At 37.7% G+C, this 25,706-nt stretch carries 22 protein-coding genes and 3 other annotated features; of the genes, 11 read left to right on the forward strand and 11 right to left on the reverse strand.

The features are described from left to right. Positions 1–3: 3 nt before the first annotated feature. Positions 4–795 carry an alpha/beta hydrolase gene (locus IGL56_RS02765; RefSeq protein WP_002355660.1) on the forward strand — a complete coding sequence of 264 codons (792 nt, stop codon included), beginning with the start codon at positions 4–6 and terminating at the stop codon, positions 793–795. 80 nt (positions 796–875) lie between these two features. On the opposite strand, the gene IGL56_RS02770 is transcribed toward IGL56_RS02765, so the two are convergent. Beyond that, on the reverse strand, positions 876–1,538 hold the full coding sequence (locus tag IGL56_RS02770; protein WP_002364773.1) for a TetR/AcrR family transcriptional regulator: 663 nt from the start codon (positions 1,536–1,538) through the stop codon (positions 876–878). Between the two features lie 253 nt (positions 1,539–1,791). Between IGL56_RS02770 and erfC the strand changes: the two genes are divergently transcribed. The 5 genes from erfC to IGL56_RS02795 all read left to right on the forward strand — a co-directional run bounded on the left by erfC (position 1,792) and on the right by IGL56_RS02795 (position 8,182). Further along, on the forward strand, positions 1,792–3,507 hold the full coding sequence (erfC, locus tag IGL56_RS02775) for a multidrug ABC transporter ATP-binding protein/permease ErfC (RefSeq protein ID WP_002364772.1): 1,716 nt from the start codon (positions 1,792–1,794) through the stop codon (positions 3,505–3,507). Continuing rightward, a complete protein-coding gene (erfD, locus tag IGL56_RS02780) occupies positions 3,507–5,276 on the forward strand; it encodes a multidrug ABC transporter ATP-binding protein/permease ErfD (protein ID WP_002358756.1) in 1,770 nt (589 codons plus the stop codon). The genes erfC and erfD overlap by 1 nt, the downstream gene beginning before the upstream one ends. A 409-nt stretch (positions 5,277–5,685) precedes the next feature. Then, positions 5,686–6,291, forward strand: a complete 606-nt coding sequence (locus IGL56_RS02785; protein WP_002381263.1) for a TetR/AcrR family transcriptional regulator — start codon at positions 5,686–5,688, stop codon at positions 6,289–6,291. Positions 6,292–6,429: 138 nt separating this feature from the next. Beyond that, entirely contained in the window at positions 6,430–7,509 is a 1,080-nt protein-coding gene (locus tag IGL56_RS02790) for an ABC transporter permease (RefSeq protein WP_002355665.1), read from the forward strand. Between the two features lie 4 nt (positions 7,510–7,513). After that, on the forward strand, positions 7,514–8,182 hold the full coding sequence (locus tag IGL56_RS02795) for an ABC transporter ATP-binding protein (RefSeq protein ID WP_002363221.1): 669 nt from the start codon (positions 7,514–7,516) through the stop codon (positions 8,180–8,182). A 57-nt stretch (positions 8,183–8,239) separates the two neighbouring features. Here the strand turns inward: IGL56_RS02795 and IGL56_RS02800 are convergent, their stop codons facing one another. The 5 genes from IGL56_RS02800 to IGL56_RS02820 form a co-directional block, all read right to left on the reverse strand. Further along, the gene (locus IGL56_RS02800) at positions 8,240–8,803 is read right to left on the reverse strand and encodes a class I SAM-dependent methyltransferase (RefSeq protein WP_002355667.1); all 564 of its coding nucleotides are present in this window, start codon (positions 8,801–8,803) and stop codon (positions 8,240–8,242) included. Continuing rightward, positions 8,803–9,771: a TIGR01212 family radical SAM protein gene (locus IGL56_RS02805; protein WP_002381264.1), complete on the reverse strand. Its 969-nt coding sequence runs from the start codon at positions 9,769–9,771 to the stop codon at positions 8,803–8,805. The genes IGL56_RS02800 and IGL56_RS02805 overlap by 1 nt, the downstream gene beginning before the upstream one ends. 15 nt (positions 9,772–9,786) lie before the next feature. Further along, complete coding sequence (locus tag IGL56_RS02810) at positions 9,787–10,437, reverse strand: phosphatase PAP2 family protein (protein ID WP_002355669.1); 651 nt, start codon at positions 10,435–10,437, stop codon at positions 9,787–9,789. A gap of 167 nt (positions 10,438–10,604) precedes the next feature. Continuing rightward, a complete protein-coding gene (locus IGL56_RS02815; protein ID WP_002358757.1) occupies positions 10,605–11,630 on the reverse strand; it encodes a DUF4097 family beta strand repeat-containing protein in 1,026 nt (341 codons plus the stop codon). Then, a complete protein-coding gene (locus IGL56_RS02820; RefSeq protein ID WP_002381265.1) occupies positions 11,630–12,289 on the reverse strand; it encodes a DUF1700 domain-containing protein in 660 nt (219 codons plus the stop codon). Before IGL56_RS02820 ends, IGL56_RS02815 begins: the two co-directional genes overlap by 1 nt. A gap of 316 nt (positions 12,290–12,605) precedes the next feature. On the opposite strand from IGL56_RS02820, the gene IGL56_RS02825 reads away from it, so the two are divergent. Continuing rightward, positions 12,606–14,819 carry an autolysin gene (locus IGL56_RS02825; protein WP_002364767.1) on the forward strand — a complete coding sequence of 738 codons (2,214 nt, stop codon included), beginning with the start codon at positions 12,606–12,608 and terminating at the stop codon, positions 14,817–14,819. Positions 14,820–14,869: 50 nt separating this feature from the next. Then, positions 14,870–15,102, forward strand: a binding site (T-box leader). A gap of 120 nt (positions 15,103–15,222) precedes the next feature. Beyond that, positions 15,223–17,637, forward strand: a complete 2,415-nt coding sequence (gene leuS / locus IGL56_RS02830) for a leucine--tRNA ligase (protein ID WP_002364766.1) — start codon at positions 15,223–15,225, stop codon at positions 17,635–17,637. Positions 17,638–17,691: 54 nt separating this feature from the next. Here the strand turns inward: leuS and IGL56_RS02835 are convergent, their stop codons facing one another. From IGL56_RS02835 to IGL56_RS02855, 5 genes are all read right to left on the reverse strand, one after another. After that, positions 17,692–17,916 (reverse strand): DUF3955 domain-containing protein, encoded by a 225-nt coding sequence (locus IGL56_RS02835; RefSeq protein WP_002391329.1) that lies wholly within the window; start codon positions 17,914–17,916, stop codon positions 17,692–17,694. A 96-nt stretch (positions 17,917–18,012) separates the two neighbouring features. Next, the gene (locus IGL56_RS02840) at positions 18,013–18,456 is read right to left on the reverse strand and encodes a hypothetical protein (RefSeq protein ID WP_002355676.1); all 444 of its coding nucleotides are present in this window, start codon (positions 18,454–18,456) and stop codon (positions 18,013–18,015) included. Between the two features lie 175 nt (positions 18,457–18,631). Continuing rightward, on the reverse strand, positions 18,632–19,465 hold the full coding sequence (locus IGL56_RS02845) for an amino acid ABC transporter substrate-binding protein (protein ID WP_002355679.1): 834 nt from the start codon (positions 19,463–19,465) through the stop codon (positions 18,632–18,634). Between the two features lie 10 nt (positions 19,466–19,475). After that, a complete protein-coding gene (locus IGL56_RS02850) occupies positions 19,476–20,111 on the reverse strand; it encodes an amino acid ABC transporter ATP-binding protein (protein ID WP_002355681.1) in 636 nt (211 codons plus the stop codon). Between the two features lie 12 nt (positions 20,112–20,123). After that, positions 20,124–20,768: an amino acid ABC transporter permease gene (locus tag IGL56_RS02855; RefSeq protein ID WP_002383057.1), complete on the reverse strand. Its 645-nt coding sequence runs from the start codon at positions 20,766–20,768 to the stop codon at positions 20,124–20,126. A gap of 53 nt (positions 20,769–20,821) precedes the next feature. Next, positions 20,822–21,064 (reverse strand) — a binding site (T-box leader). Positions 21,065–21,218: 154 nt separating this feature from the next. Continuing rightward, positions 21,219–21,451 (reverse strand) — a binding site (T-box leader). A gap of 147 nt (positions 21,452–21,598) precedes the next feature. On the opposite strand from IGL56_RS02855, the gene IGL56_RS02860 reads away from it, so the two are divergent. The 3 genes from IGL56_RS02860 (at position 21,599) to IGL56_RS02870 (ending at position 25,703) form a co-directional block, all read left to right on the forward strand. Beyond that, complete coding sequence (locus tag IGL56_RS02860) at positions 21,599–23,230, forward strand: peptide ABC transporter substrate-binding protein (RefSeq protein WP_002391330.1); 1,632 nt, start codon at positions 21,599–21,601, stop codon at positions 23,228–23,230. 106 nt (positions 23,231–23,336) lie between these two features. Continuing rightward, the gene (locus tag IGL56_RS02865) at positions 23,337–23,585 is read left to right on the forward strand and encodes a GlsB/YeaQ/YmgE family stress response membrane protein (RefSeq protein ID WP_002355684.1); all 249 of its coding nucleotides are present in this window, start codon (positions 23,337–23,339) and stop codon (positions 23,583–23,585) included. Between the two features lie 378 nt (positions 23,586–23,963). Further along, positions 23,964–25,703 carry a DUF2264 domain-containing protein gene (locus tag IGL56_RS02870; protein ID WP_002364763.1) on the forward strand — a complete coding sequence of 580 codons (1,740 nt, stop codon included), beginning with the start codon at positions 23,964–23,966 and terminating at the stop codon, positions 25,701–25,703. Positions 25,704–25,706 lie beyond the last annotated feature (3 nt).

Genomic DNA, 25,706 nt, shown 5'->3' on the forward strand with positions numbered 1-25,706 from the left:
TAGATGGCCTTTTTACAAGCAAATATTTATTCAAATGTATTGGAAATGGAAGTGAATGTGAACGTAATTTTACCACAAGAAACGGTAAAAAAAGTGGGCACAAGTACCCAAGCAGCATTAACAGATATTCCCGTGTTGTATTTATTACATGGGATGGGAGGAAATCACAGCGTCTGGGCTCGCAGAACCTCTATTGAGCGGTATGTCGCTGATTTGGGGATTGCTGTCATTATGCCGTCCACGGATTTAGCTTGGTATACGGACACGCAATACGATATGAACTATTGGACGTTTATCTCAGAAGAATTACCGAAAATTTGTCATCAACTCTTTCCACAGTTAAGTACAAAACGAGAAAAAACCTTTGCCGCTGGTTTGTCAATGGGTGGTTATGGCGCCTTGAAATTAGGATTAGCGAAACCAGAATCTTTTGCAGCCGTTGCTTCTTTGTCTGGGGCAGTCAGTTTATCATCCACTAGTTTTGGGGAATTATTAAAAGTCCGTAAGCGAAGCTATTGGGAAGGTATTTTTGGCCCGTTAGATCAAATTGAAGGTTCCATTCACGATCCGCTGTATTTATTACAACAATTAGTAGAAAGCCAAACAGAAATGCCCCAATTTTACCTTTGTTGTGGGGAGCAAGATATGTTACTTTCTGCTAATCAACAGATGGCTCAAGCGTTGGAACAGGCACAGGCAAGTTACACTTTTGAAACTGGACCAGGAGAACATGACTGGGTGTTCTGGGATGAATGGATTCAAAAAGCCTTGGCTTGGCTACCGATACCAAAATAGAGAAAGTAGTTTTCGCTATTTATTTTAAAAGTTAACCCTTGGTCCGTCAGTCATTTCGACTGACGGACCAAGGGCTTTTTTTATTTAGATGAAGAGGTGTTATATGCTTGCAACCCATCTAAGTAGGTTTTAACAGCTTGAATAAAGGCGGATTTTTGGTGAATGGAGCGCCGAAATTGAATGCTTTCCTCCATGTATGTTAACCCATTGTCGGAGACATATTGTTTCATGTGCAGCACTTGTTCTTTTAAATAGTCATCTCCGTTCAACACTTGCAAAACGAGCTGTTTTTCCTCCGTTGCGTCCATAATCATCCCAAATAAAAGATGTTGTAAAGACGTTACTGCTAAATGAGTCATTTCTGGTGAAAAACCTGCTTCTCTTAAAATGCCCATCATTTGATTTAAATGGCGTAATCGTTGGGGATAGGCAGGGACGGTTTGGATTTCGATAGCTACGGCACAGGGAAATTGTTGATAGAGATCATAATAGTTTTCCATGAAGGCCAGTAAGTCAGAATACCATTCACCACATAATGCAGGTTCTTGAAAGTGCTCTTCAATCGCTTCAGCCATACTTTGAAGTAAGGCTTGCTTATTTTTAAAATACCAATAAATTGCGGGCGCCTGTACACCAAGCTGTTTGGCGACTTTACGCATAGAAAGTTGTTCTAAAGTGGGACTTTTTTCTAACAAAGAAAATGCGGCTGCAATAATCGTGTCTTTTGATAATTTCGGTTCCATGATTTTAGCTCCTATTAAACGTTATCTTCGTAAGTTTATCAAAAAGAAGGTACACTTTATGATAGGAAAAACTTGTGAAAAATTAACTTGTTCGCTTGTATTTTACCACTAAAAATGGTAAATTATGAATCGGCCTTATTTTACAGTGTTAAATTGGTGAAGTCAATGAGCAAATTGATTTTTTTGTAATGGGGAAGAATTCGCAGACCAACACTGAAGAAGCAGGGAACTATTTTAAGAAAGTAGGGATAAGATGGACCTTATTATTCAACACGCCAAAAAATACAAAGGCTCGGTAGTTATTGCCTTGTTGGCGGTGATCGTAATGGTTGTCTCAGCACTTTGGCAACCAAAATTGTTACAACAAGTGTTGGAAGCAATTATGAATGACGATAGCGACAAAATGAAAAACTTAGGGATTCAATTAATTGCCATTGCAGGATTAGGACTCGTTGCAGGGGTTATTAATACAATTTTTTCTGCCAAAGTTGCCCAAGGTGTCAGTGCTGACATTCGTGAAGCAACTTTCCGCAAAATCCAAACCTTTTCATTTGGCAATATCGAAAAATTTTCAGCAGGTAACTTAGTTGTTCGTTTAACAAATGACGTTACTCAAATTCAAAATGTCATTATGATTGCGTTGCAGACACTTTTTAGAATTCCTTTTTTATTTATCGGGAGTTTTATTTTAGCGATGCTAACCTTGCCACAACTATGGTGGGTGATTGTTGCACTTGTCATCGCAGTTATTTTGATTTCTATGCTGTCCTTTTCGCAAATGGGCAAGCATTTCATGATTATTCAAAACTTGATTGATAAGATTAATGGTATCGCAAAAGAAAATTTGTTAGGCATTCGTGTCGTCAAATCATTTGTTCAAGAAAAAAATCAATTGTCACGTTTTACAAAAGTGAGTGAAGAATTAACCACCCATAACTTAATCGTAGGTAGCTTATTTGCTGTGATGATTCCAGCGTTTATGTTGGTGGCGAACTTAGCCGTTGTAGGCTCGATTTTCTTTGTGAGTAACTTAGTCAAGGATGATCCAACTTTAATTGGTGGTGTCGCTTCCTTTATGAACTATTTAATGCAAATCATGATGGCGATTATTATCGGCGGAATGATGATGATGATGACTTCTCGTGCCGCTGTTTCCATTAAGCGGATTAAAGAAGTGATGGAAACAGAACCAGATGTTATCTACAAAAAAGTCCCAGAACAAGAGTTAATTGGTAGTGTTGAGTTTGATCACGTATCTTTCCGTTATCCTGGGGATGAAGAAGATACCTTGAAAGACATCTCTTTCTCTATTCAGCCAGGTGAAATGATTGGGATTGTGGGCGCAACTGGCGCTGGTAAATCTACGTTGGCACAATTAATTCCACGTTTATTTGATCCGACAGAAGGAAAGATTGAAGTTGGTGGTGTCGATTTACGAGAAGTGAACGAACACAGTTTACGAAAAACAGTTTCCTTTGTGTTGCAAAAAGCAATCCTGTTCTCTGGAACGATTGCGCAAAATCTACGCCATGGTAAACGTGACGCTTCTGAAGCGGACATGGAACGGGCTTCAGGCATCGCCCAAGCCAAGGAATTTATTGAAAAATTAGCAGAAGGTTATGATGCACCCGTCGAAGAACGGAGTAATAACTTTTCTGGTGGACAAAAACAACGGTTATCAATTACTAGAGGTGTGATTGGTGAGCCTAAAATTTTGATTTTAGATGATAGTACCAGCGCGTTGGATGCTCGTTCGGAGCGGTTAGTCCGAGAAGCGTTGGATAAAGAGTTAAAAGAGACTACCACGATCGTTATTGCCCAAAAAATTTCTTCTGTTGTCCATGCAGATCGTATTTTAGTATTGGATAATGGACGTTTAGTCGGGGAAGGCACGCATGAAGAATTAGCAGCTACGAACCCCGTGTATCAAGAAATTTACGAAACTCAAAAAGGAAAGGAGGAAGCTTAATGACTGATTTAATAAAAGCTAGTAAATTTTTCTATCATTATTTAAAACGTTACAAAGTTTCTTTCCTCTTTATTTTCTTAGCAATTTTCGCAGCGACTTATTTACAAGTCAAAGCGCCGCAATTCGTTGGGGAAGCTATTCAGGAATTAGCGAAATATGCGGTTAATGTGATGCAAGGAAAAGACGATAAAAGTGCGTTCGTTTCTGTCATTTGGAAACTACTCATTTTTTATGTCTTAACTAGTGCCGCTAGTTTCATTTATAGTATTCTCTTTACACAAGTCGTGGGGAAATCAACAAACCGCATGCGGATTGGTTTGTTTAATAAATTAGAAAAATTGACGATTCGTTTCTTTGATTCTCATCAAGATGGTGAAATTTTAAGTCGTTTTACTAGTGATTTAGACAACATCCAAAACAGTTTAAACCAAGCGTTGCTACAAGTATTAACCAATATTGCCTTATTGGTTGGTGTCTTAATCATGATGTTCCGTCAAAATGTGGAACTGGCATGGGCTACAATTGCTTCTACGCCGATTGCGATTTTAATTGCGGTCTTTGTGATTAGCAAGGCGCGCAAATATGTCGATTTACAGCAAGATGAAGTGGGTAAATTAAATGGCTATATGGATGAAAAAATTAGTGGGCAACGTGTGATTATTACTAATGGCTTACAAGAAGAAACCATTGACGGCTTTTTAGAGCAAAATGAAAAAGTTCGTGCAGCTACGTATAAAGGTCAAGTGTATTCAGGATTACTTTTCCCAATGATGCAAGGAATGTCATTAGTCAATACGGCAATTGTTATTTTCTTTGGTGGTTGGTTAGCAATCAATGGTTCTGTTGATCGTGCCGCTGCGCTAGGTTTGGTCGTTATGTTTGTCCAATATTCCCAACAATATTATCAACCATTGATGCAAATTTCTTCAGGTTATAGCATGATTCAATTAGCTGTTACAGGCGCTCGTCGTTTAAATGAGATGTTTGATGAACCAGATGAAATTCGTCCCGAAAATGGCGAAAAATTAGAAGAGATTAACAAAGCTGTGGCTTTAAATCATGTTGTTTTTGGCTATAATCCAGAAACGCCTGTGTTGAAAGATGTTTCTATTCATGTGGACAAAGGTGAAATGGTCGCTTTAGTCGGACCGACAGGCTCAGGAAAAACAACGATTATGAATTTAATGAATCGCTTTTATGATGTGAATGAAGGCGCCGTAACGTTTGATGGTGTGGACATTCGTGAAATGGATTTAGATAGCTTGCGTTCACATGTAGGCATTGTTTTGCAAGAGTCCGTTCTATTTTCAGGAACAATTCGTGAGAATATTGCTTTTGGTAAGCCAGAGGCCACGGATGAAGAAATTGTTCAAGCAGCGAAACAAGCGAATATCCATGAATTTATTGTAAATCTTGAGCAAGGCTACGATACTGAGATTACGGAAGAGAATAACCTTTTCAGTACGGGACAAAAGCAATTAGTAAGTATTGCACGAACGATTATTACCAATCCAGAATTATTAATTTTGGATGAAGCAACAAGTAATGTTGATACAGTAACAGAAGCCAAAATCCAAAAAGCGATGGACGAAGCAATTAAAGGGCGCACCAGTTTTGTGATTGCCCATCGTTTGAAAACGATTCTAAATGCGGATCGGATTATTGTTTTACGAGACGGTGAAGTCATTGAAGAAGGCAACCACCATGAACTAGTTGAACAAGATGGATTCTATGCGGAACTTTATAAAAATCAATTTGTTTTTGAATAAGTTGAAAAAGAAGCAAAATGAGTCATTCTCATTTGCTTCTTTTTTTGCTATGCTAAATAGAAAAAGGAGAAATGTCAATGGAAAAAATGAGGAATGTACGGCAATTACGGCGCACGTTTTTGGTGCTAAATACTTTATTTGTACTGAGTGTATTCAGAGAGAATCGATGGACAAAATCGGCGCTGCTTTTTTGGCTGTTGGCTAATAGTTTTTTATATGGACTGCAGTGGTTGATTTATTTTGGGGGCGAAAAAGGCTGGCTGATACATCTGCAGCGGTGGTATTATTGCGCGATTCTTCTCCAAATAGCAGGCACATTGATTGTATATTTTTCGTTTTTTGTATAAAGGTCTCTCGTTTCTTGCCGGAGAATATGCTAAAATAAAAAGCAGCAGGGGGCGAGAAAACCATGGAAAAGCCAAATAAACGCAAAGCTGATTTAGAACGTACACGGCAAATTATTTTGTCTGTCGCTTCTGAATTATTCATGACAAAGGGGTTCAAAAATACCTCCACTCGTGAAATTGCTTTAAAAGCGAACATTACCCAACCGAATCTCTATCACCATTTTAAAAATAAAAAAGAACTGTATTTAGCTGTGATTGAAGAATTAACGTCCCGTGTTCAGGAAGAATTAGTCCCAATTGTTTCTGGAAATGCATCAGTAGAAGAAAAGCTTTATCAATTAATCAAAGTTTTGTTAGATGAACATCCGACCAATCTTTTCTTAATGTTGAACGACATGTTTCAAGAAATGGGCCCTGATTACAATCGTACGCTGTATCAAATTTTCAAAAAAACCTATATCAATAATATTGCGGCTATTTTTGAAAGTGAACCTGAAACCAATTGCTTACAAGAGGGCATCAGTGTAGATGATACAACTCGGTTTATTTTATATAACGTTAGTGCATTATTAAGTATTGAAAAAACGTACCAGCGAAAAACAGTGGATGACGATGTCAAAAAATTTATTCAATTTATGCTACATGGCGTTTTGAAAAGTCACAAATAAAAAATAGAGAAGCCCTGTTGAAAAACAGACTTCTCTATTTTTTTGTGAAATTCACTTATCAATCGATAAATAATTATTGATTTATCGTTTGATAAGTGATATAGTTTATTTCGAAAAGAAGAAAGAGGTGAACCATTCATGTTTTTAGGATTTAATGAAATGAAGTATTCAAAAGGACGGTACGTCCTTGTAGTCTTAGTAATGGTCTTGATTGCTTGGTTAATTTTTATTTTGTCAGGTTTAGCGAACGGTTTAGCTCAAGGAAATCGTTTAGCCGTAGATCAATGGCAAGCGAATCAAGTGGTTTTATCAAAAGAGGCCAATAGTAATTTAAATGTATCAGTGTTAGATGAAAACGTGAAAGAAACGATTTCAGGAGGCAAAATTGCACCGATTGGTCAACAATCTTTAGCCATCCGCCCAGCAGATGATAAAAAGGCTGAATTAACGAATGTTAGCTTATTTGGGATTGAAAAAGAAAGTTTTTTAATGCCAAAAGTGATTGAAGGAAACGCATTTACTGATAAAAATCAAGTGATTGCTTCAGAAACATTGAAAAATCAAGGATTTAAAATTGGCGACAAATTAACTGCAGGGAAATATGATGAGCAATTAGAAATTGTCGGCTTTATTTCTAAAAGTAGCTATAACATTGTGCCAGTTATTTACACTTCTCTGGATACTTGGCGGTCAATTAAATATGGTGACAATCCAGCAATGGCCAAAATGGTTAATGGTTTCATTGTTCGCAGCAAGGACAACGCGGAAGTTAAAACGACTAATAAAGACAGCCAAGTTCTTTCAATTTCAGATTTTATTGAAAAACTACCAGGATACAGCGCTCAAAACTTGACCTTGGATGGCATGATTTATTTCTTGATTGTGATTGCAGCGTTCATTATCGGTATTTTTATCTTTGTGATGACTTTACAGAAAACAGCAATGTTCGGTGTCTTAAAAGTTCAAGGGGTGCCGACTAGTTTCTTAGCAAAGGCAGTCATGCTACAAACCGCTTTATTGGCTGTTCTAGGAGTGGCGATTGGTCTTGCTTTAACGGGAATTACCGTGCTCTTTTTACCAGAAGCGATGCCTTATGCAACTAATGGACCACGCATGATTTTGTTTAGTGTACTATTGATTTTATCTGCATTAATTGGCGGGGCATTTTCAATTCGAACGATTGCTAAAATTGATCCGTTAATCGCGATTGGAGGTTAAAGACATGGCAAATGTTTTAGAAATGAAAAATATTTATAAAAAATATGGTGAAAAACATACAGAAGTGATCGCGTTAAAAGAATTATCTTTTGCGGTTCAGCCAGGTGAATTTGTCGCAGTAATTGGTCCTTCTGGTTCTGGTAAAAGTACCTTTTTAACGATTGCAGCTGGTTTACAGGCACCGACAAGTGGTGAAGTCATTGTTGGCGGGCAATCACTAAATAAGTTAACGAAGAAGCAACGTTTGGCGCAACGTTTTCAAAAAATCGGCTTTATTTTACAAAGCTCTAATTTGGTGCCATTTTTAACAGTGGAAGATCAATTTCACTTAATTGAAAAAGTTGATAAGTCACGTAAAAATAGTGAATTAAAAGAGCAATTGTTAGAGACGTTGGGTTTAAAAGAATTACGAAATAGTTATCCTCGTGATCTCTCTGGTGGGGAAAGACAACGGGTAGCCATTGCGTGTGCATTGTATCATGAGCCAGACGTAATTTTGGCAGATGAACCAACGGCTAGTTTAGATACAGAAAAGGCGTTTGATGTTGTCCAATTACTAGCGAAAGAGGCTAAAGAGAAAGATAAAGGGATTATCATGGTGACACATGATGAGCGTTTGTTGAAATACTGTGATCGAGTGGTTCGTATTCGTGATGGTGAATTGACAGAGTAACAAAACAAATAAAAGAGAACATGATCGGATTGCTGGAAACAATCCGACCATGTTCTCTTATTTCTTTTCAATACAGAAAAGAACAGGTGGCTGATTTTTTTGATTGATAAACTCATAACGTAAGACACTGTAAACATCTTGTGGTAAGGCTTGCGTGTAATTAGTGACCAAATCAAGTTCCTCTGAACCACCTTCGTGGCCATAATAAACGACTAAAATAATGCGACTTCCTTTTACCAAATGAGGCAGTAACCCATCTAACGCCTGTTTAGTCGTAGCGGGTTTTGTAATAATTTCCTTATTACTTTTAGGTAAATAGCCTAAGTTAAAAATAGCGGCAGTGATTTCTGTTTCTTCATCTAGGACAGCATGAAGATGTTCATGTCCTAATGGAAATAACGTAGTTTGTGGGAGTAAATTAAGTTCTGTTAACTTTTGTTCTGTATTGATCAACGCTTCTTTTTGGATATCAAAGGCGAAAACTTCACCAGAAGGGCCAACCAGCTCTGCTAAGAATGCTGTATCATGACCATTTCCCATTGTTGCATCAATGACGAAGTCGCCAGGTTCCACTACTTCTTTTAAAAGTTGGTGACTAAAATGTAGGGCTGTTTGTAGCATTAATTGAAAACTTCCTTTCCTGAAATGACAGTATATTTTCCTTGATAACTGTTGCGGCGTTTCATTTCCGTATCAATCGCATTGAGAACTTCCCATTTTTTCAAGCTCCACATCGGTCCGATAATTGTTTCAAAGGGAGCATCGCCTGTCAAGCGATGAATAATAATTTCGGGTGGAATCATTTCTAACTGATCACAAATCACTGAAACATAGGCTTCTTTGCTCATCAATTGTAAGCGTCCTTCATTATAATCCCGCATCATTTTGGTATTTGTCATTAAATGAAGTAAGTGCAGTTTAATCCCTTGGATATCTGAATCCTGAATAGTTCGCCGCACATTTTCGCGCATCATAGCGGGGGTTTCACCAGGTAGCCCGTTAATTAAATGTGTACAGACCCGAATCCCGTGTTTCCGTAATTTAGCCACACCATCTAGATATGTTTGATAATCATGGGCGCGATTAATGGCAGCGCTAGTTTCCTCAAACGTGGTTTGCAAACCCAACTCTACCCATAAATAAAAGCGTTCATTTAATTCAGCTAAATAGTTCACTACCTCATCAGGCAAACAATCAGGACGGGTACCAATGGATAAACCAACGACGCCTTTTTCATTGACTACTTGTTCAAACCGATGACGAATAACGTCAACTGGCGCATGTGTATTGGTGAAATTTTGGAAGTAAACAATGTATTGATCGACAGTTGGCCATTTTTGATGCATCAATTGGATTTCTTTTTGAAATTGAAGCGGCAGGGGATCGCTAGGTGCAACAATCATGTCGCCTGAGCCAGAAACACTACAGAACGTACAACCACCTTTGGCAACCGTCCCATCACGATTGGGGCAATCAAAGCCACCATCAATTGGCACTTTAAAAATCTTTTCACCAAACTGTTGACGAAGTGCATAGTTCCAAGTGTGATAGCGTTTATTTGGATCATCTGAATAAGGGAAAATTTGCATAATCAAGACTTCTTTCTAGCGTTGTTTGCTTTGAAATCGCCAAACAAAGCGTTTTTCTAAATAAATAGGGTAACTTAATAACAACCAAGCTAAACCAAGACAAAAACCACCTAAGATATCGCTAGGGAAATGGACACCTAAATAGATTCGACTAACCCCAATCATGAAAATCCCAATACCTAGTAAAATTTGCACACAAAGGCGGACCGTTTTATTTTTAATGAAAATTGGCAGAATCAATAAAATAGTGCCGTAGAACAAGGTACTTCCTACAGCATGTCCGCTAGGAAAACTATACGTATGTTCAGTTACTAAATGCTCCAAAGTAGGACGTTGGCGCATAAAGAATAATTTTAATAAAGAATTACCTACGCCAGCAATTAAGGCAGTATTAATAAAGAGCCATAATGCTTCAGCATAATATTTCCAAACAATAAACAGAGCAATGACAACGATTGCTAAGATGATAATCGTCAATGAATTGGCAAATTTGGTGTACCAAATAAAAAAGTTATTTAGCTGTGGAAAAGGACGACGAACAAAAGAAGTAATCGTTTGATCAAAGCCTTTGAGCCAGGTTGGATAAAAACGAACAACATAGCCTAAAAACATAAATACTAAAAGAAAACAACTACCTGCAAATTGATAATAAAGTTTGTTTTTCATAAAAAATCCTTTCAAAAATTAATCGCAACAATCCGTATTATACCATCAAAAGGGTAAAAAATTAAAAGATAATTTCATTGCCTGATTAGAGGGGATACAGATATTAAAAAAGTTCTGGCAGCACAATCTCTCATTGTGGTGCTAGAACTTTTTTAAATGGCGCATGTTTATTGATTATCATCATCAGGAGTATCAACGGTAATATCGCCGAATTCGCTAGAAAGGTTAAACTCTGTATCCGCACGACCATTCTTATAAGATGTTCGCTCTTTGTTTAAAAGTTGAACATCGCCTAATTTTGATTCCCCTTTGATTGAAATGTTACGCAAAATTTCTCCAGAATTTACATAAATATCTCCATGGACAAGAGCGACAGTTAATTTTTTAGGCACAGCAGGCATGTCTAAAGAAAAATCACCATTTTCACTTGAAAAGTTAGCTTCTCCTTTGAAATCATAGACGCTAATATCGCCATCTGTCGTTGTTGCTTGGATGTTTCCACGAGCATTTTGCACTCGAATATCACCAGAAGTAGTAGTATTTTTGATTTCATCGAAATAGGCTGAATCCAACGTTATATCGCCGTCAGTGGTTTCAACTGTTGCTTTTTTAGCGGAAGTATCCGCTGAAAGGTAGATACCATCTGAAGAGTTAAGCGTCATTTTTTTGGCTTTAACACCCGATAGACTAACATAAGAATTTGGTAGATTAGTTGTTAATTCGTCTACGTTAAAAGCATTCAATGAAACTTGTGAATGGGTTGAGCCATCAATTACTAACTTTTTCACATTATTAGGAATCTGGACACTCACGTTCGGTGTGAAGTCACTAAAAATACCAATATTAAAGAATGACAATTCGGGTTGGTTTTGTGTACGAGTGGTATTGATGGTTGCTGTTATTTTATTTTTTTCTTCTTTGACATCTAAGGTGCCTTCAGCTTTTGAATAAAAGGCATTATTCGGTGATCGTAATCCCATGTTGTTACTATCAGTTTTATAAATGGTATAAGGGCCTTTGCCTTTTAAGGATAAGTGAAGTTCTTCGCCTGCTTGTTTATTTTTTAGTGTATAACTTTCTTTTAGCGGCGTGACTGATTTTTCCGCTTGTTTGTAAAAATAGACGGCGCCAGATCCACCAATTAGCATCGCTAAGACAGCAATGGATAAGAGAATCCCTGTTGTTTTTTTCATTAGATATCACCTCGTAAAACAGCAATGTTCCATTGGAAATAACGCTTAAAGACATGTGCTGAAAATTTTAAAATTGGTAGAAAAAGTAACCAACCAATGATTGATGCACCAAATAAAAAGAGACTCATAGATAATTGGAAAAAGGAAGCGGCATTTGCTTGGGTAATAACACTATAAATACCATAAATTGGTGAAAATAAAGTTGCAGCTCCGGCAATGCCACAACCGACGTACATTAAGGCAATCCCTAAAATAACCCAAAACATGAAGAAAAAATTTAAACAGAAAATACCAAGCACTTGGAAAAATCGGGTTAGCGGCCGATGCTGTGGTCGTTGATAGTATGGAGAATCATTATCATAGTAAAATTCAGATTCTTCTTCATAGGGATGATCATAAGCAGGTGTAGCCGCTGGAATTTCTTGCCAGCCATTATTTTCAATTTTTCGTTCCGTCAATTCGATGCCTTGTTCTTTTAAAATTTCTTCTGCGATAACCCGTGGTTTCCCCAATGATTTTGCCACTTGTTCTTCTGTTTCGCCTTCCGCAACACGAGCATCAAATAACGCCTTGTATTTCGCAAGAATAATAGCTTGATCTTTTGGATTTAATGCTTTTAAATAAATTTTCAGCTCAATAATAAAATGTTCTTTATTCATTCCGCTCCCTCTTTCTACACGATTCATTTCTCATCTTAAACTATAATTTCTTTTTGAGCGAATAACAAGAGGAATTAAAAAAATCAGACTAAGGTAAAGAAGCATCTACAACTAAAGTCGCAGTTTTTTTCCGAGTAGTAACAAGAGAGGAAATCCATGTTAAAAAACATTACTTCTTTACAATCTAGTTACAGTAATATGAAATTTTGTTGAAGTGTTTTTAATTCGCTAGAAAAAAAGGTATACTTGTTATAATAACAAAACTAAAAAATTACATTTACATATAAGTTAAAAAAGGAAAGTTGGGGACGTATCAATGAAGAAAGAATCAATGTCACGTATCGAAAGAAGGAAAGCACAACAAAGAAAGAAAACGCCAGTACAATGGAAGAAGAGCACTACTTTATTCAGCTCGGCGTTAATTGTTTCATCTGTAGGAACACCCGTTGCGTTACTACCAGTGACTGCTGAGGCAACAGAAGAGCAGCCAACAAATGCGGAAGTTGCCCAAGCACCTACTACGGAAACTGGCTTAGTAGAGACACCAACCACAGAAACTACGCCAGGAACTACGGAACAACCGACAACGGATTCGTCAACAACGACTGAATCGACAACTGAATCATCAAAAGAAACACCAACAACACCAAGTACCGAGCAACCAACAGCTGATTCAACTACACCTGTGGAATCAGGAACGACTGATTCTTCAGTAGCAGAAATTACGCCAGTAGCTCCTTCAGCAACCGAGTCTGAAGCAGCGCCTGCGGTTACACCCGATGATGAAGTAAAAGTACCAGAAGCTAGAGTAGCTTCTGCGCAAACTTTTTCAGCGTTATCACCGACGCAAAGTCCTTCAGAATTTATTGCCGAGTTAGCTCGTTGTGCACAACCTATTGCGCAAGCCAATGATTTATATGCATCAGTGATGATGGCTCAAGCAATCGTTGAAAGTGGTTGGGGAGCAAGTACGCTATCTAAGGCACCAAACTATAATTTATTTGGGATTAAAGGCAGCTACAATGGACAATCTGTCTATATGGATACATGGGAATATTTAAACGGCAAATGGTTAGTGAAAAAAGAACCTTTCCGTAAATATCCTTCTTACATGGAATCATTCCAAGATAATGCGCACGTGCTAAAAACAACTTCTTTCCAAGCGGGCGTTTACTATTATGCTGGGGCTTGGAAAAGCAATACAAGTTCGTACCGCGATGCAACTGCTTGGTTAACAGGTCGTTATGCGACAGATCCTAGCTACAATGCTAAATTAAATAATGTCATTACCGCATATAACTTAACTCAATATGATACACCATCTTCTGGTGGAAATACTGGGGGCGGAACAGTTAATCCAGGAACAGGCGGCTCGAACAATCAATCAGGAACGAACACGTACTATACTGTAAAATCAGGAGATACCTTGAATAAAATTGCCGCGCAATATGATGTGAGCGTTGCTAATTTACGCTCATGGAACGGCATCTCGGGTGATTTAATTTTCGTTGGTCAAAAACTTATCGTGAAAAAAGGAGCTTCAGGTAATACTGGTGGCTCAGGCAACGGTGGTTCTAACAATAATCAATCAGGAACGAATACGTACTATACTGTAAAATCAGGGGATACCTTGAATAAAATTGCCGCGCAATATGGTGTGAGCGTTGCTAATTTACGCTCATGGAATGGCATCTCTGGCGATTTAATTTTCGTTGGTCAAAAACTCATCGTGAAAAAAGGTGCTTCAGGTAACACTGGTGGCTCAAACAACGGTGGCTCTAACAATAATCAATCAGGAACGAATACGTACTACACAATTAAATCAGGCGATACCTTGAACAAAATTGCCGCGCAATATGGTGTGAGCGTTGCTAATTTACGCTCATGGAACGGCATCTCTGGCGATTTAATCTTCGCTGGTCAAAAAATTATTGTGAAAAAAGGTACTTCAGGTAACACCGGTGGCTCAAGCAATGGTGGTTCTAACAATAATCAATCAGGAACGAATACGTACTACACGATTAAATCAGGCGATACCTTGAACAAAATTTCTGCACAATTCGGTGTTAGTGTGGCTAACTTACAAGCCTGGAATAACATCAGCGGTAGTTTGATTTTTGCTGGTCAAAAGATTATCGTGAAAAAAGGTGCCAACTCAGGTTCAACGAATACGAACAAGCCTACGAATAATGGTGGTGGTGCGACAACATCCTACACGATTAAATCAGGTGATACGCTGAATAAAATTTCTGCACAGTTTGGCGTGAGTGTTGCTAATCTACGTTCATGGAACGGGATCAAAGGCGATTTAATTTTTGCTGGTCAAACAATCATCGTGAAAAAAGGCGCTTCTGCAGGTGGCAATGCTTCTTCAACAAATAGTGCATCAGGCAAACGCCATACAGTTAAAAGCGGTGATTCACTTTGGGGCTTATCAATGCAATACGGAATCAGCATCCAAAAAATCAAACAATTAAATGGCTTAAGCGGGGATACAATTTATATTGGTCAAACTTTAAAAGTTGGTTAATTTAAGATTGAAAAAAATAGCTATCTTTGGTAACATGAGTCTTATAATAGAAAAAAACAATGAGAAGGAATAGTAGAAAGAACCATGTGATAGAGAGCGTATGGCTGGTGGAAATACGTACAGAAGCTTTTGAACTCGCCTTTAAGTTACTTTTTTGAACAAACCAAGTAGGAAAAGTCGGTGACGATCGTTAAGACGTTTGAGGTTAAGGTGACGGTGACTGACCGTTTCTTTGACGAATTTAGGTGGTACCACGTTGCATTTGTATGTTCACGTCCTATAGGAATTTTTCCTATAGGACTTTTTTTTATCACTAAGTGGCTAGTTTAAGTCAGAATAGTGACAATGGCTGCAGTTGGCAAATTTTAAGAATGAAAAATTTTATATTACTAGGAGGAATAACATGAGCTACAATCACAAAGAGATTGAGAAAAAATGGCAAAAATATTGGGCTAAGAACAATTGTTTCAATACATTGGACGACCCAAATAAAGAAAAATTTTATGCACTAGATATGTTTCCCTATCCATCTGGACAAGGCTTACACGTAGGTCACCCGGAAGGCTATACAGCAACCGATATTCTTTCACGTATGAAACGTGCGCAAGGCTATAATGTGTTGCATCCAATGGGCTGGGATGCGTTTGGTTTGCCAGCAGAGCAATATGCGTTAGATACAGGAAATGACCCAGCTGAATTTACTAAGAAAAATATCGAAACATTCCGTCGCCAAATTAATTCACTAGGATTCAGCTATGATTGGAATCGTGAAATTAATACCACTGATCCTGAATATTACAAATGGACACAATGGATATTTACAAAATTATATGAAAAAGGGTTAGCTTATGAAGCAGAAGTTGCGGTTAACTGGGTACCTGAACTAGGAACTGTTATTTCAAATGAAGAAGTCATTGATGGAAAAAGTGAACGTGGCGGTTATGATGTGGTTCGCCGACCAATGCGTCAATGGATGCTGAAAATTACTGCTTATGCAGATCGCTTATTAGAAGATTTAGAGCTTGTTGATTGGCCAGAAAGTATTAAAGATATGCAACGAAATTGGATTGGACGTTCTGAAGGAGCCAATGTGACCTTTAAAGTCGCTGGCACAGAAGAAAGTTTCACGGTGTTTACAACCCGTCCTGATACCTTGTTTGGTGCAACCTATACTGTTCTAGCTCCTGAACTAGAACTAGTGAAAAAAATTACGACACCTGAACAAACAGCAGCTGTAGAAGCATATATTGAAGAAACCTCAAAAAAATCTGATTTAAATAGAACGGATTTAGCAAAAGAAAAAACAGGTGTTTTCACAGGTGCGTATGCGATAAATCCAGTCAATGGCCAAGAAATTCCAATTTGGATTGGCGATTATGTTTTAGCAAGCTATGGCACAGGCGCAATCATGGCGGTCCCAGCGCATGATGAACGGGATTACGAATTTGCGAAAACATTTGGCATTGATATCCTACCAGTAATCGCAGGTGGCGACATTACAACAGAAGCCTATACAGGGGATGGACCGCATATCAATTCTGATTTCTTAAATGGATTAAACAAAGCAGAAGCCATCGCTAAAATGAATGAGTGGCTAGAAGAAAATCACGTAGGGAAAAAAGAAGTATCTTATCGTTTACGTGACTGGTTATTCTCTCGTCAACGCTACTGGGGTGAACCAATTCCTGTGATCCATTGGGAAGATGGAACAACCACAACGGTTCCTGAATCTGAGTTACCTCTACGTTTACCAGTAACATCGGATATTCGCCCAAGTGGAACTGGGGAATCGCCATTAGCAAACATTGATGAATGGGTCAATGTCGTCGACCCTGAAACTGGCATGAAGGGAAAACGTGAAACGAATACTATGCCACAATGGGCTGGAAGCTCTTGGTATTACTTACGATTCATTGATCCTCATAATAAAAATGAAATTGCTGATTTTGAAAAATTAAAACGTTGGTTACCAGTTGATATCTATATTGGTGGTGCCGAACATGCGGTGCTACATTTACTTTATGCTCGTTTTTGGCATAAATTCTTATATGATATTGGTGTGGTTCCTACCAAAGAACCTTTCCAAAAATTATACAACCAAGGTATGATTTTAGGAGAAAACAACGAAAAAATGTCTAAATCACGTGGCAATGTTGTAAATCCCGATGATGTGGTGGCTAAATATGGTGCGGATACGTTACGTCTTTATGAAATGTTCATGGGCCCATTAGATGCTTCCATTGCTTGGAATGAAAATGGCTTAGAAGGAAGTCGTAAATTCTTAGATCGCGTTTGGCGTCTGATTGTTGATGAAGAAGGCAAAATGCGTGACCGAATTACCACAATTAATGATGGCCGTTTAACGAAAGTTTATCACCAAACGGTTAAAAAAGTGACAGAAGATATGGCAAACTTGCACTTTAATACAGCGATTTCTCAATTAATGGTTTTTGTGAATGAAGCCAATAAAGTGGATGCCTTACCTTATGAATATGTGGAAGGATTTGTCCAATTACTTGCGCCAATCGCGCCACATATTGGTGAAGAACTATGGCAAATTTTAGGTAACGAGGAAAGTTTAACTTATGTCCCTTGGCCAACCTATGATGAAGCAGCCTTAGTAGAAGATGAAGTGGAAGTAGTTTTCCAAGTGAACGGAAAATTACGTGGCAAACAAAATGTCGCTCGTGGGTTAAGCAAAGAAGAATTAGAACAAATTGCAATGAACCATGAAGCTGTTAAAGAATTTATTGAAGGAAAAACAGTGCGCAAAGTGATTGCTGTTCCAGATAAATTAGTAAATATTGTTGCAAATTAAGTTATATGTTTTTATTAAAAAAAGAGCCGGACGTATCAAAACGTCAGGCTCTTTTTAAGGTTGTTTTGTTTTACCTTTTTGATTCATATGTTCTTTACATGTGATTGTTATAACCGAAAGCAAGGCGATGAAGAGAAAAAAGTAACCGAGCGGCGTACAGAAAAAGGCGGGTTCTTTTAAAAGTCCATCGCTAGATAATGTTGATCCAACTAAAATAGAGATCATAAATAATAAAAGATTAATCAAGCCAAGAAATAAGCTAATACGATATTTTTTCAACTTCAGTTCCTCCTTTAATGAACTATCACTAAGATAAATCAAAAAGGTTAACTTTTTTTTAGGCAACTGTTAAAACTTAGATAAGAAATCTATTTTCTAAGTTTGTCGTTGTTGGTAATTGGTTAAGATCATACGTGAAAAGGGACCGACAATCAGCAATTGATAAGGAAGGGCAACAATAAAGTTCAGGCCCCAAGCTTGGAAATACGCACTTAGTGACAACGTCTGGCCTTCCATTAATAAGCCAAATAAAGACATACAAGTCACCATGCCGATAATCATGAGACTCGAAATGGTCAGAATAAGTAATAGCCGTTTTTCTTTATTAAAGGGTAAAGAAAAAGCGATTTTCTTAGCTAAGACACCAACGATGAAAACGTCTAAAATAAAAGCAACGATAAATCCAGGAAGCAAACCTTTTGATAAGGCGTACAATGAAAATTCTCCATGCAATAATAAATTATAGGTGCTCATTCCGAAAACCATCAGAAAGCACATTAACGTAGTAAAAAGCATTCCTTCTTTTTTATTAGTAGGCATTTTTTTCTCCTTTCATTTATTGAGAGTAATGATTGTTCTAGGCAGAAAAGGACAAATTCTCTCGACTTTTACTAGTGTAGCAAAAATAAAAGTTCTTCATAAGTTAGAATTTGCTAAGAATTTGATTCAAATAAAAAGGTGTACTAAGTCAGCAGTACACCTTTTTATTCGTTATTTAGTTTATTTTTGTGTTATTTGTAACGTCCTCTCCAAACCATTTTTGAGAAATTTTACTAAGGGTGCCATCTTTTCGTAACGTTTCAAAGGCAGTATTGATTTTTTGGACTAATTGATTGTCTGATTTGCGGACGCCCACAGCAAAATCTTCATTGTCATAGCCGACATGAGAAATAGTATAGTTTTTTAAATTATCTTCGTGGGAAAGATAGTAGTTGGCGTAGACGCGATCGATTAGGAGCCCATCAATTCGGCCAGATTTTAAATCTAAGAAAGCTTCATTAAAGCCGTCATATAAAATAGGCGTTTGGTCTTTAACAAATTTTTTCAAAACGTCAGGCTGACTTTCGAAGCCATCATAGCCAGAAGAGCCGTTTTGAACCCCTAAAATTTTGCCTTGCATGTCGCTCGCTGTTGCAATGTTTTTTTCTTTTAAAGAAACAAGTACTTGGTCGTTCGTCATGTAAGGTTGTGTGAATTGAACTTTTTCGGCCCGCTCGCTCGTTTTAGTGTAGCCGTTCCAAATAAGATCAATGGTTTGATTTTGTAATTCTGTTTCTTTCATAGACCAATCAATCGGTTGGAAGTCAACGGAAATGCCATAAAGTTTAAAAACCGCTTTGGCTAAGTCGACATCAAAGCCGACAATTTTGCCTGATTTATCTTGAAAACCCATGGGCACAAAGGAGTCATCTAAGCCAATAATAATCCGTTTTTCTTCGTTAATCCGTGTCCATTGATCTTCGTTGCTTTTTCTTTTACCACAACCTGCAAATAGGAGTAAACTACAACAGATAACCAGCAAGGCTAAAGAATATTTCTTTTTCATCATAAACTCCTTTCTATTGGACGGGGGCAACCGTCAAAAGATTGTCTGCAATTTTTTCAGCGAAAGCCATATCGTGGGTCACGACAATCTGTGTCATGCCTTGTTTCCGTAAATCTAAAATAACTTCTTCCACTTGTTGGCGTAAAGCTGGATCTAGCGCGCTCGTTGGTTCATCGTACCCAAGAACTTTTGGCTTCATTGCTAAGGCACGAGCAAGTGCAACTCGTTGTTTTTGTCCACCGGAAAGTTGGTACGGATAGAGTTTTTCTTTACCAGCCAAGCCCAATTTTTCCAGTAATTCTAAAGCTTCTTGCTGACTTTTTGCTTTTTCTTCTTTTAGTACTAATGTAGGTGCTAAGGTAATGTTTTCTAAAACTGATAAGTGAGGGAAAAGTTGGAAATCCTGGAAAACGACCCCAACCACTTGATCGGCATTGTCCATTTCAGCAGGATTGAAAGGAACACCATCCAACAAAAGCTCACCAGAATCAATGGTTTCTAAACCAGCCAAACAACGAAGTAAAGTGGTTTTTCCGCCGCCTGAAGGACCAACAATCGTTAAAATTTTACCCTCTGGAATTTCTAAATTTAAGTGATCAATAATGGTCCGGTTGTCAAAATGTTTGGTTAAATTTTTAATAGTTAACATGGTAGAGTCCTCCTATTTATAATATTGATAGAATTTTTCAATTTTCTTAGAAGCAACAGTCAAAATTGCCGTAAAGAGTAAATAAATCACTCCCACTAAAGCTAATGGCACTAATGTAACATCGCGGCTCATCGCAATTTTACCAGCACGTAAAAGATCGCCTAAGCCAAGAACATAAATAAGAGAAGTATCCTTGACCAAATTGATAATTTCATTTCCTACGGAAGGCAGCACGATTTTAACAACTTGTGGCAAAATAATCCGCGTGACTGTTTGAAAACGTGTTAAACGTAAAACCTTAGCAGCTTCATATTGACCTTGGGGAATTGCTTGAATCCCCCCGCGGAAAATTTCAGCAAAGTACGCAGCATAATTTAAAATAAATGCGAATAAGGCCGCATCATAACGTTCAAAGACAATACCAATTAATGGTAAGCCGTAAAAAACAAAAATTAATTGTAACAATAGCGGAGTGCCGCGCATTAACCAAATGTAGAGGTTAATTAAGTAACGTAAAGGTTTAAACGAACTTTGTAAAATAAAGGCAATGATGATCCCCAGTGGAATCGAGCCAAGGAGCGTAAAGAAAAAGACTTTCAGTGTCATGCCAGCTCCGCTAACTAAAGCAGGTAAAATTTCTAAAATATAATCCATCATTTTTTCCTCCAACAATTTTTATTAAAAAACAAAAAAGCCTCTTGGCTGTGAGCCAAGAGGACGAATCGCATTCGTGGTGCCACCTCAATTTACTTATCTTTCACAAGATAAGCCTTATGTAGTTGCGTTGACAACTACTCTCTGTTAACGATAGAGTCACCGGTTTTTCTTACTAAAGGATTCAGAAAAACATCTTTTAGGTGTGAGTAAAGAAGAATCCATCTTTTTCTTTCAGCCAATGAAAAAGTCTCTGTAAAGGAAGAGCTAAATTACTATGTCCTAAGCCTTGATTGTAAGTATGAAATTGTTCGAACGGAACAGAAAACCTGTTGCTTTTCTAGCTTATACCATTAAGCATATGGAAAAGAGGACAACAGACTTGAGGAGTTGAGGCACTCTCTCAGGTTGAAAAGCGCATCTAAAAAACAAAAAAGTCCTTTGGCTGACTAGCCAAAGGACGAATAATCAATTATCGTGGTTCCACCTTAGTTTATTCGTGTTTCACAACACGAACCTTATGAAGTTCATAACTTCGCCTGTTAACGAGTGGTCCCGGACTTTCCTACTAAGGGTTCAAAAAGTCAACTCCCAGATGTGGTTCGCTGTTTCTTTACGTCTTTTTCCACCAACCAAAGACTCTCTTCACTAAAGGAAACAGTTACTCTTCTGTTCTCTGTTTTTCAATACTGTACCACCAGAAAAAATATCTGTCAACTCTTATTCTTAAAAAAATATTTTTCTTTCAAAAAGTAAGTGCTGAAAAAGGACAAATGTATGGAAAATCATGTAAAATGTAGGTAAGTTGTTTGAACAGAAGGAGGAGTTTTGGTATGAAACAGAAAAAGTGGTTAATCGGACTTGTTGCACTGGGCTTGGTTTTAGCAGCATGTGGAAGTGGCGGTTCGAAAACGACCTCAAAGGAACCAGCTACACAGAAAATTAACGTCGCATCTGGTGGTGAACTCTCGACATTAGACAGCGCTCATTATACAGATGTCTATAGTTCCGATATGATTGGTCAAGTAGTTGAAGGCTTGTATCGACAAGATAAAAACGGAGATCCTGAGCTAGCTATGGCGAAAGCAGAGCCACAAGTTAGTGAAGACGGGTTAGTCTATACATTCAAGTTACGAGAAGCAAAATGGACAAACGGGGATCCTGTTAAAGCAGGGGATTTTGTAGTTGCGTTTAGAAACGTGGTCGATCCAGCGTATGGTTCAAGTAGCAGTAATCAAATGGATATTTTTAAAAATGGGCGTGCGGTGCGGGAAGGACAAGCCACGATGGAAGAATTTGGTGTCAAAGCAATCGATGACCAGACACTAGAACTAACATTGGAAAATCCAATTCCTTATTTAGCCCAAGTCTTGGTTGGGACACCTTTTATGCCTAAAAATGAAGCCTTTGCCAAAGAAAAAGGTACTGCCTATGGGACTTCTGCAGATAATTTTGTTGGCAATGGACCGTTTGTAATTTCAGGTTGGGATGGCAATTCCGAAACTTGGAAATTGAAGAAGAATGATCATTATTGGGATAAAGAACACGTAAAATTGAATGAAATTGATGTTCAAGTAGTGAAAGAAATTGGCACAGGAGCCAATCTTTTTGATAATGGCGACTTAGATTATACTGTTTTAGCAGATACTTATGCACTTCAGTATAAAGAGTCAAAACAAGCGCATTTTGTACCTAAAGCTATGGTAGGTTATTTAAGCCCTAATCATCGCCGTGAAATCACCGGCAACGAACATGTTCGAAAAGCTTTTTTACAAGCGATTGATAAAGAAACTTTTGCAAAAGAAATTTTAGGAGATGGCTCGACAGCTTTAAATGGTTTTGTACCAGCTAATTTTGCAAAAAATCCAGATACAGGTGAAGATTTCCGCAAAGAAAATGGTGATTTATTACCATATAATATTAAAGAAGCCCAAGCTAACTGGACCAAAGCGAAAGAAGAGTTGGGCAAAGATAAAATTGAATTGGAACTAATCTCAGCGGACTCAGCGATTGCCAAGAAAACCATTGAATTTGTTCAAGGGCAATTGCAACAAAATTTACCAGGTTTAACAATCAAATTAAAATCATTGCCTTTGCAAAATCGTTTGGATTTACAAACAGCAGGTAATTACGATTTAGCCTTTGGAACATGGACACCTGACTATGCTGATCCCATTAATTTTTTAGAATTTTATGACTCGAAAAGTGGCTTAAATACTTCTGGTTATAACGATTCGGCGTATGATGCGGGTCTCCAAAAAGTTAGAAAAGATTACGCCAATGAACCTGAAAAACGCTGGAATGAATTACTAAGTTTAGAAAAAACATTAATTGAAAAAGATGCCGGTGTTTTACCCTTATTCCAAGGAGCCATTGGTTACTTGAAATCAGATCGCTTACAAGGTTTGCAAGTATTTTCTTTTGGTCGCACAGTATCCTATCGTTTAGCTTATGTAGAAGAATAAATTGACTTCTGAAAAGTCCTATCTTTTGAAAAAGTCTGCTTTCTGTTTTATCCTTAAAGTAGGAAAATTAACTAAAAAAATCAACTATGAAAGGTAGGTTTTTCAAATGTTTAGCTTTCTATGGGCATTAATTGTCGGAGGAATTATTGGCGCAATTGCTGGCGCAATTTTAGGAAAAGATGTTCCAGGTGGCATTATTGGAAATATTATCGTGGGCTTTTTAGGAAGTTGGGTAGCATCACTCTTGTTGCCTTCTTTAGGACCAGTCATCGGCGGTTTTCCAATTATCTCAGCGTTGCTAGGAGCGATTATCTGTATCGCTATTTACTCTTTTATTGTAAACCGCAAGGCGTAAAATTGTATCAAAATGATATCTTGAAAAGCATCATAAAACTTGTGAAGGTTGATCAAACCATTACTTTTGATGTCTTTTCTCTCATATTTTAAGTCTATGACAAAAATCTCTTTGGATTTTTGTCATAGACTCTTTTTTTTAAAAATATTTATTATGAGAATTTCCTGCGTTAGACTGCTTATTTTTCATTTATTATTCATTTTTGATAATGGAAGTTTTGTTGGATAAAGTGAATAGCTCAAGGTTCAACAAAAATAAAGAAAAAATTAATATGTTAAGTTTGGGGAAGGTGAAATGCTGCTCTCATAATACGCCGTTTTATTCATTAAACGATAGTTGAAAAAAATAAGTGCCCTTGTTATTCTTTGAATTAAACTAATGGGGGCGAAAAGCATGGAATCGTTAAAAAGTAATCTTTTTTTGACCAGAGAAGCATATTTGGAAGCTTTTGAAACAATCATGACACCTTTAAAAACGGCTATTTTAACATCAGAAAAACCTGGCGTAAATTTTGGGTCCAGTGGTGCTGTCTATGATCAGCAACATGCTGAAATGGAAGCGCTCATTCGACCATTATGGGGAATTGGACCGTATTGGGTTGCTTGTAAAGATGATGTTTTAAGAGATGCTTATGTGGAAAAATTAATCGCAGGAACTGATCCGTCATCCCCAGACTATTGGGGCGATATTGTTGATTATGATCAATATATTGTGGAAGCAGCAGCATTATCTTTAACTTTATTGCTTCATAAGACATATTTTTGGTCCTGTTTTTCTGAGAAACAGCAAGAAAATATCATGGTTTGGTTAAATAAGGCACTTGGTTGTAAAATTCCTAAAAATAATTGGACGTTTTTCAAAGTGCTCATTCGTTTAGCACTCGAGGGATGTGGACAAGTGATTAACCAAACGGAACTAGAGGAAGAATTGGCGTTGATTGAACGCATGTATTTAGGTGATGGTTGGTATATGGATGGTAAAACTACGCAAAGAGATTATTATATTTCGTTTGCTTTTCATTATTATAGTTTGATTTATGTCAAATTTATGCGAGAAAGAGATCCTATTCGTGCGAAACGTTTTACAGAACGAGCCGTTATGTTCGCGCAGGACTATCTGTACTATTTTGATGAGGAGGGCGAAGCGTTACCTTACGGACGTAGTCAAACGTATCGGTTTGCTCAAGGAGCGTTTTTCGCAGCTTTGATATTTGCAGAAGTAGAGGCGTTACCTTGGGGACAAATAAAAACGCTGTTAGCAAAACATTTACACTGTTGGATGCAACAGACTATTTTCACTTATGATGGTCGGTTGTCCATTGGCTATCATTACGAAAATTTAGTAATGGCAGAAGGTTATAACGCACCAGGCTCTCCGTATTGGGCTTTTAAAACATTTTTGTTGCTCGCAGTGGATCAAGACCATCCGTTTTGGCGTGCTGAACCGCTGGCGATAAAACGAGAAGAAAAGCGTTTGATAGAAAAGGGAAACATGTTATTAATCCATCCTAAAATGAAAACGCATGTCCTCGGCTATCCTGCAGGACTATGGCTTGAAAATCAAGCACATGCCGCGGCTAAATATAGTAAATTTGTTTATTCTAGCCGCTTTGGTTTTAGCGTTCCCAAAGCTGGCGCGTGTTATGAGGAGGGGGCTTTTGATAACGTACTGGCTGTTTCTCGTGATGGTGAATATTTTCGTGTTAAAGGGAAAGTTCATGATTTTTATTTAACAGAGGAGCAAGTTTATTACAAATGGCTACCTTTTCAAGAAGTAGAAATTGAAACAACCATTTATCCTTTTGGAGAATGGCATGTTAGAGTACATGAAATAGTGACATCGGTTCCATTAAAAGTGCGCGAAGGAGGATTCAGTCTACCGTTACTTAGAAAATTTTCAGAAAAAGAACTTGGTAAAGAGTGGGCTAGAGTCGATTCAGGAGAATTGTGTTCGCAAATAGTTGCAATTGAAGGGTATGACCACGCAGGTATTCTTCAACCTGAACCCAATACATCGTTGTTTTTCCCAAGAACAAGTTTACCTTATTTGCAAAAAGAGCTACCAATAGGAACGCATCGCCTGATTTGTTTGGTAGGTGGTGTGACAAGGGAGGAATAAAAA

Source organism: Enterococcus sp. DIV1316a (assembly GCF_050536915.1).
Classification (GTDB): Bacteria; Bacillota; Bacilli; order Lactobacillales; family Enterococcaceae; genus Enterococcus; species Enterococcus faecalis.

Coding starts and splice junctions, on each gene's coding strand:
- erfD (WP_002358756.1), top strand. CDS start 3,507: ATGACTGATTTAATAAAAGCTAGTAAATTTTTCTATCATTATTTAAAA.
- IGL56_RS02825 (WP_002364767.1), top strand. CDS start 12,606: ATGAAGAAAGAATCAATGTCACGTATCGAAAGAAGGAAAGCACAACAA.
- erfC (WP_002364772.1), top strand. CDS start 1,792: ATGGACCTTATTATTCAACACGCCAAAAAATACAAAGGCTCGGTAGTT.
- IGL56_RS02840 (WP_002355676.1), bottom strand. CDS start 18,456: ATGCCTACTAATAAAAAAGAAGGAATGCTTTTTACTACGTTAATGTGC.
- IGL56_RS02810 (WP_002355669.1), bottom strand. CDS start 10,437: ATGAAAAACAAACTTTATTATCAATTTGCAGGTAGTTGTTTTCTTTTA.
- IGL56_RS02795 (WP_002363221.1), top strand. CDS start 7,514: ATGGCAAATGTTTTAGAAATGAAAAATATTTATAAAAAATATGGTGAA.
- IGL56_RS02790 (WP_002355665.1), top strand. CDS start 6,430: ATGTTTTTAGGATTTAATGAAATGAAGTATTCAAAAGGACGGTACGTC.
- IGL56_RS02850 (WP_002355681.1), bottom strand. CDS start 20,111: ATGTTAACTATTAAAAATTTAACCAAACATTTTGACAACCGGACCATT.
- IGL56_RS02845 (WP_002355679.1), bottom strand. CDS start 19,465: ATGATGAAAAAGAAATATTCTTTAGCCTTGCTGGTTATCTGTTGTAGT.
- IGL56_RS02765 (WP_002355660.1), top strand. CDS start 4: ATGGCCTTTTTACAAGCAAATATTTATTCAAATGTATTGGAAATGGAA.
- IGL56_RS02860 (WP_002391330.1), top strand. CDS start 21,599: ATGAAACAGAAAAAGTGGTTAATCGGACTTGTTGCACTGGGCTTGGTT.
- IGL56_RS02770 (WP_002364773.1), bottom strand. CDS start 1,538: ATGGAACCGAAATTATCAAAAGACACGATTATTGCAGCCGCATTTTCT.
- IGL56_RS02870 (WP_002364763.1), top strand. CDS start 23,964: ATGGGGGCGAAAAGCATGGAATCGTTAAAAAGTAATCTTTTTTTGACC.
- leuS (WP_002364766.1), top strand. CDS start 15,223: ATGAGCTACAATCACAAAGAGATTGAGAAAAAATGGCAAAAATATTGG.
- IGL56_RS02785 (WP_002381263.1), top strand. CDS start 5,686: ATGGAAAAGCCAAATAAACGCAAAGCTGATTTAGAACGTACACGGCAA.
- IGL56_RS02865 (WP_002355684.1), top strand. CDS start 23,337: ATGTTTAGCTTTCTATGGGCATTAATTGTCGGAGGAATTATTGGCGCA.
- IGL56_RS02855 (WP_002383057.1), bottom strand. CDS start 20,768: ATGATGGATTATATTTTAGAAATTTTACCTGCTTTAGTTAGCGGAGCT.
- IGL56_RS02805 (WP_002381264.1), bottom strand. CDS start 9,771: ATGCAAATTTTCCCTTATTCAGATGATCCAAATAAACGCTATCACACT.
- IGL56_RS02800 (WP_002355667.1), bottom strand. CDS start 8,803: ATGCTACAAACAGCCCTACATTTTAGTCACCAACTTTTAAAAGAAGTA.
- IGL56_RS02815 (WP_002358757.1), bottom strand. CDS start 11,630: ATGAAAAAAACAACAGGGATTCTCTTATCCATTGCTGTCTTAGCGATG.
- IGL56_RS02820 (WP_002381265.1), bottom strand. CDS start 12,289: ATGAATAAAGAACATTTTATTATTGAGCTGAAAATTTATTTAAAAGCA.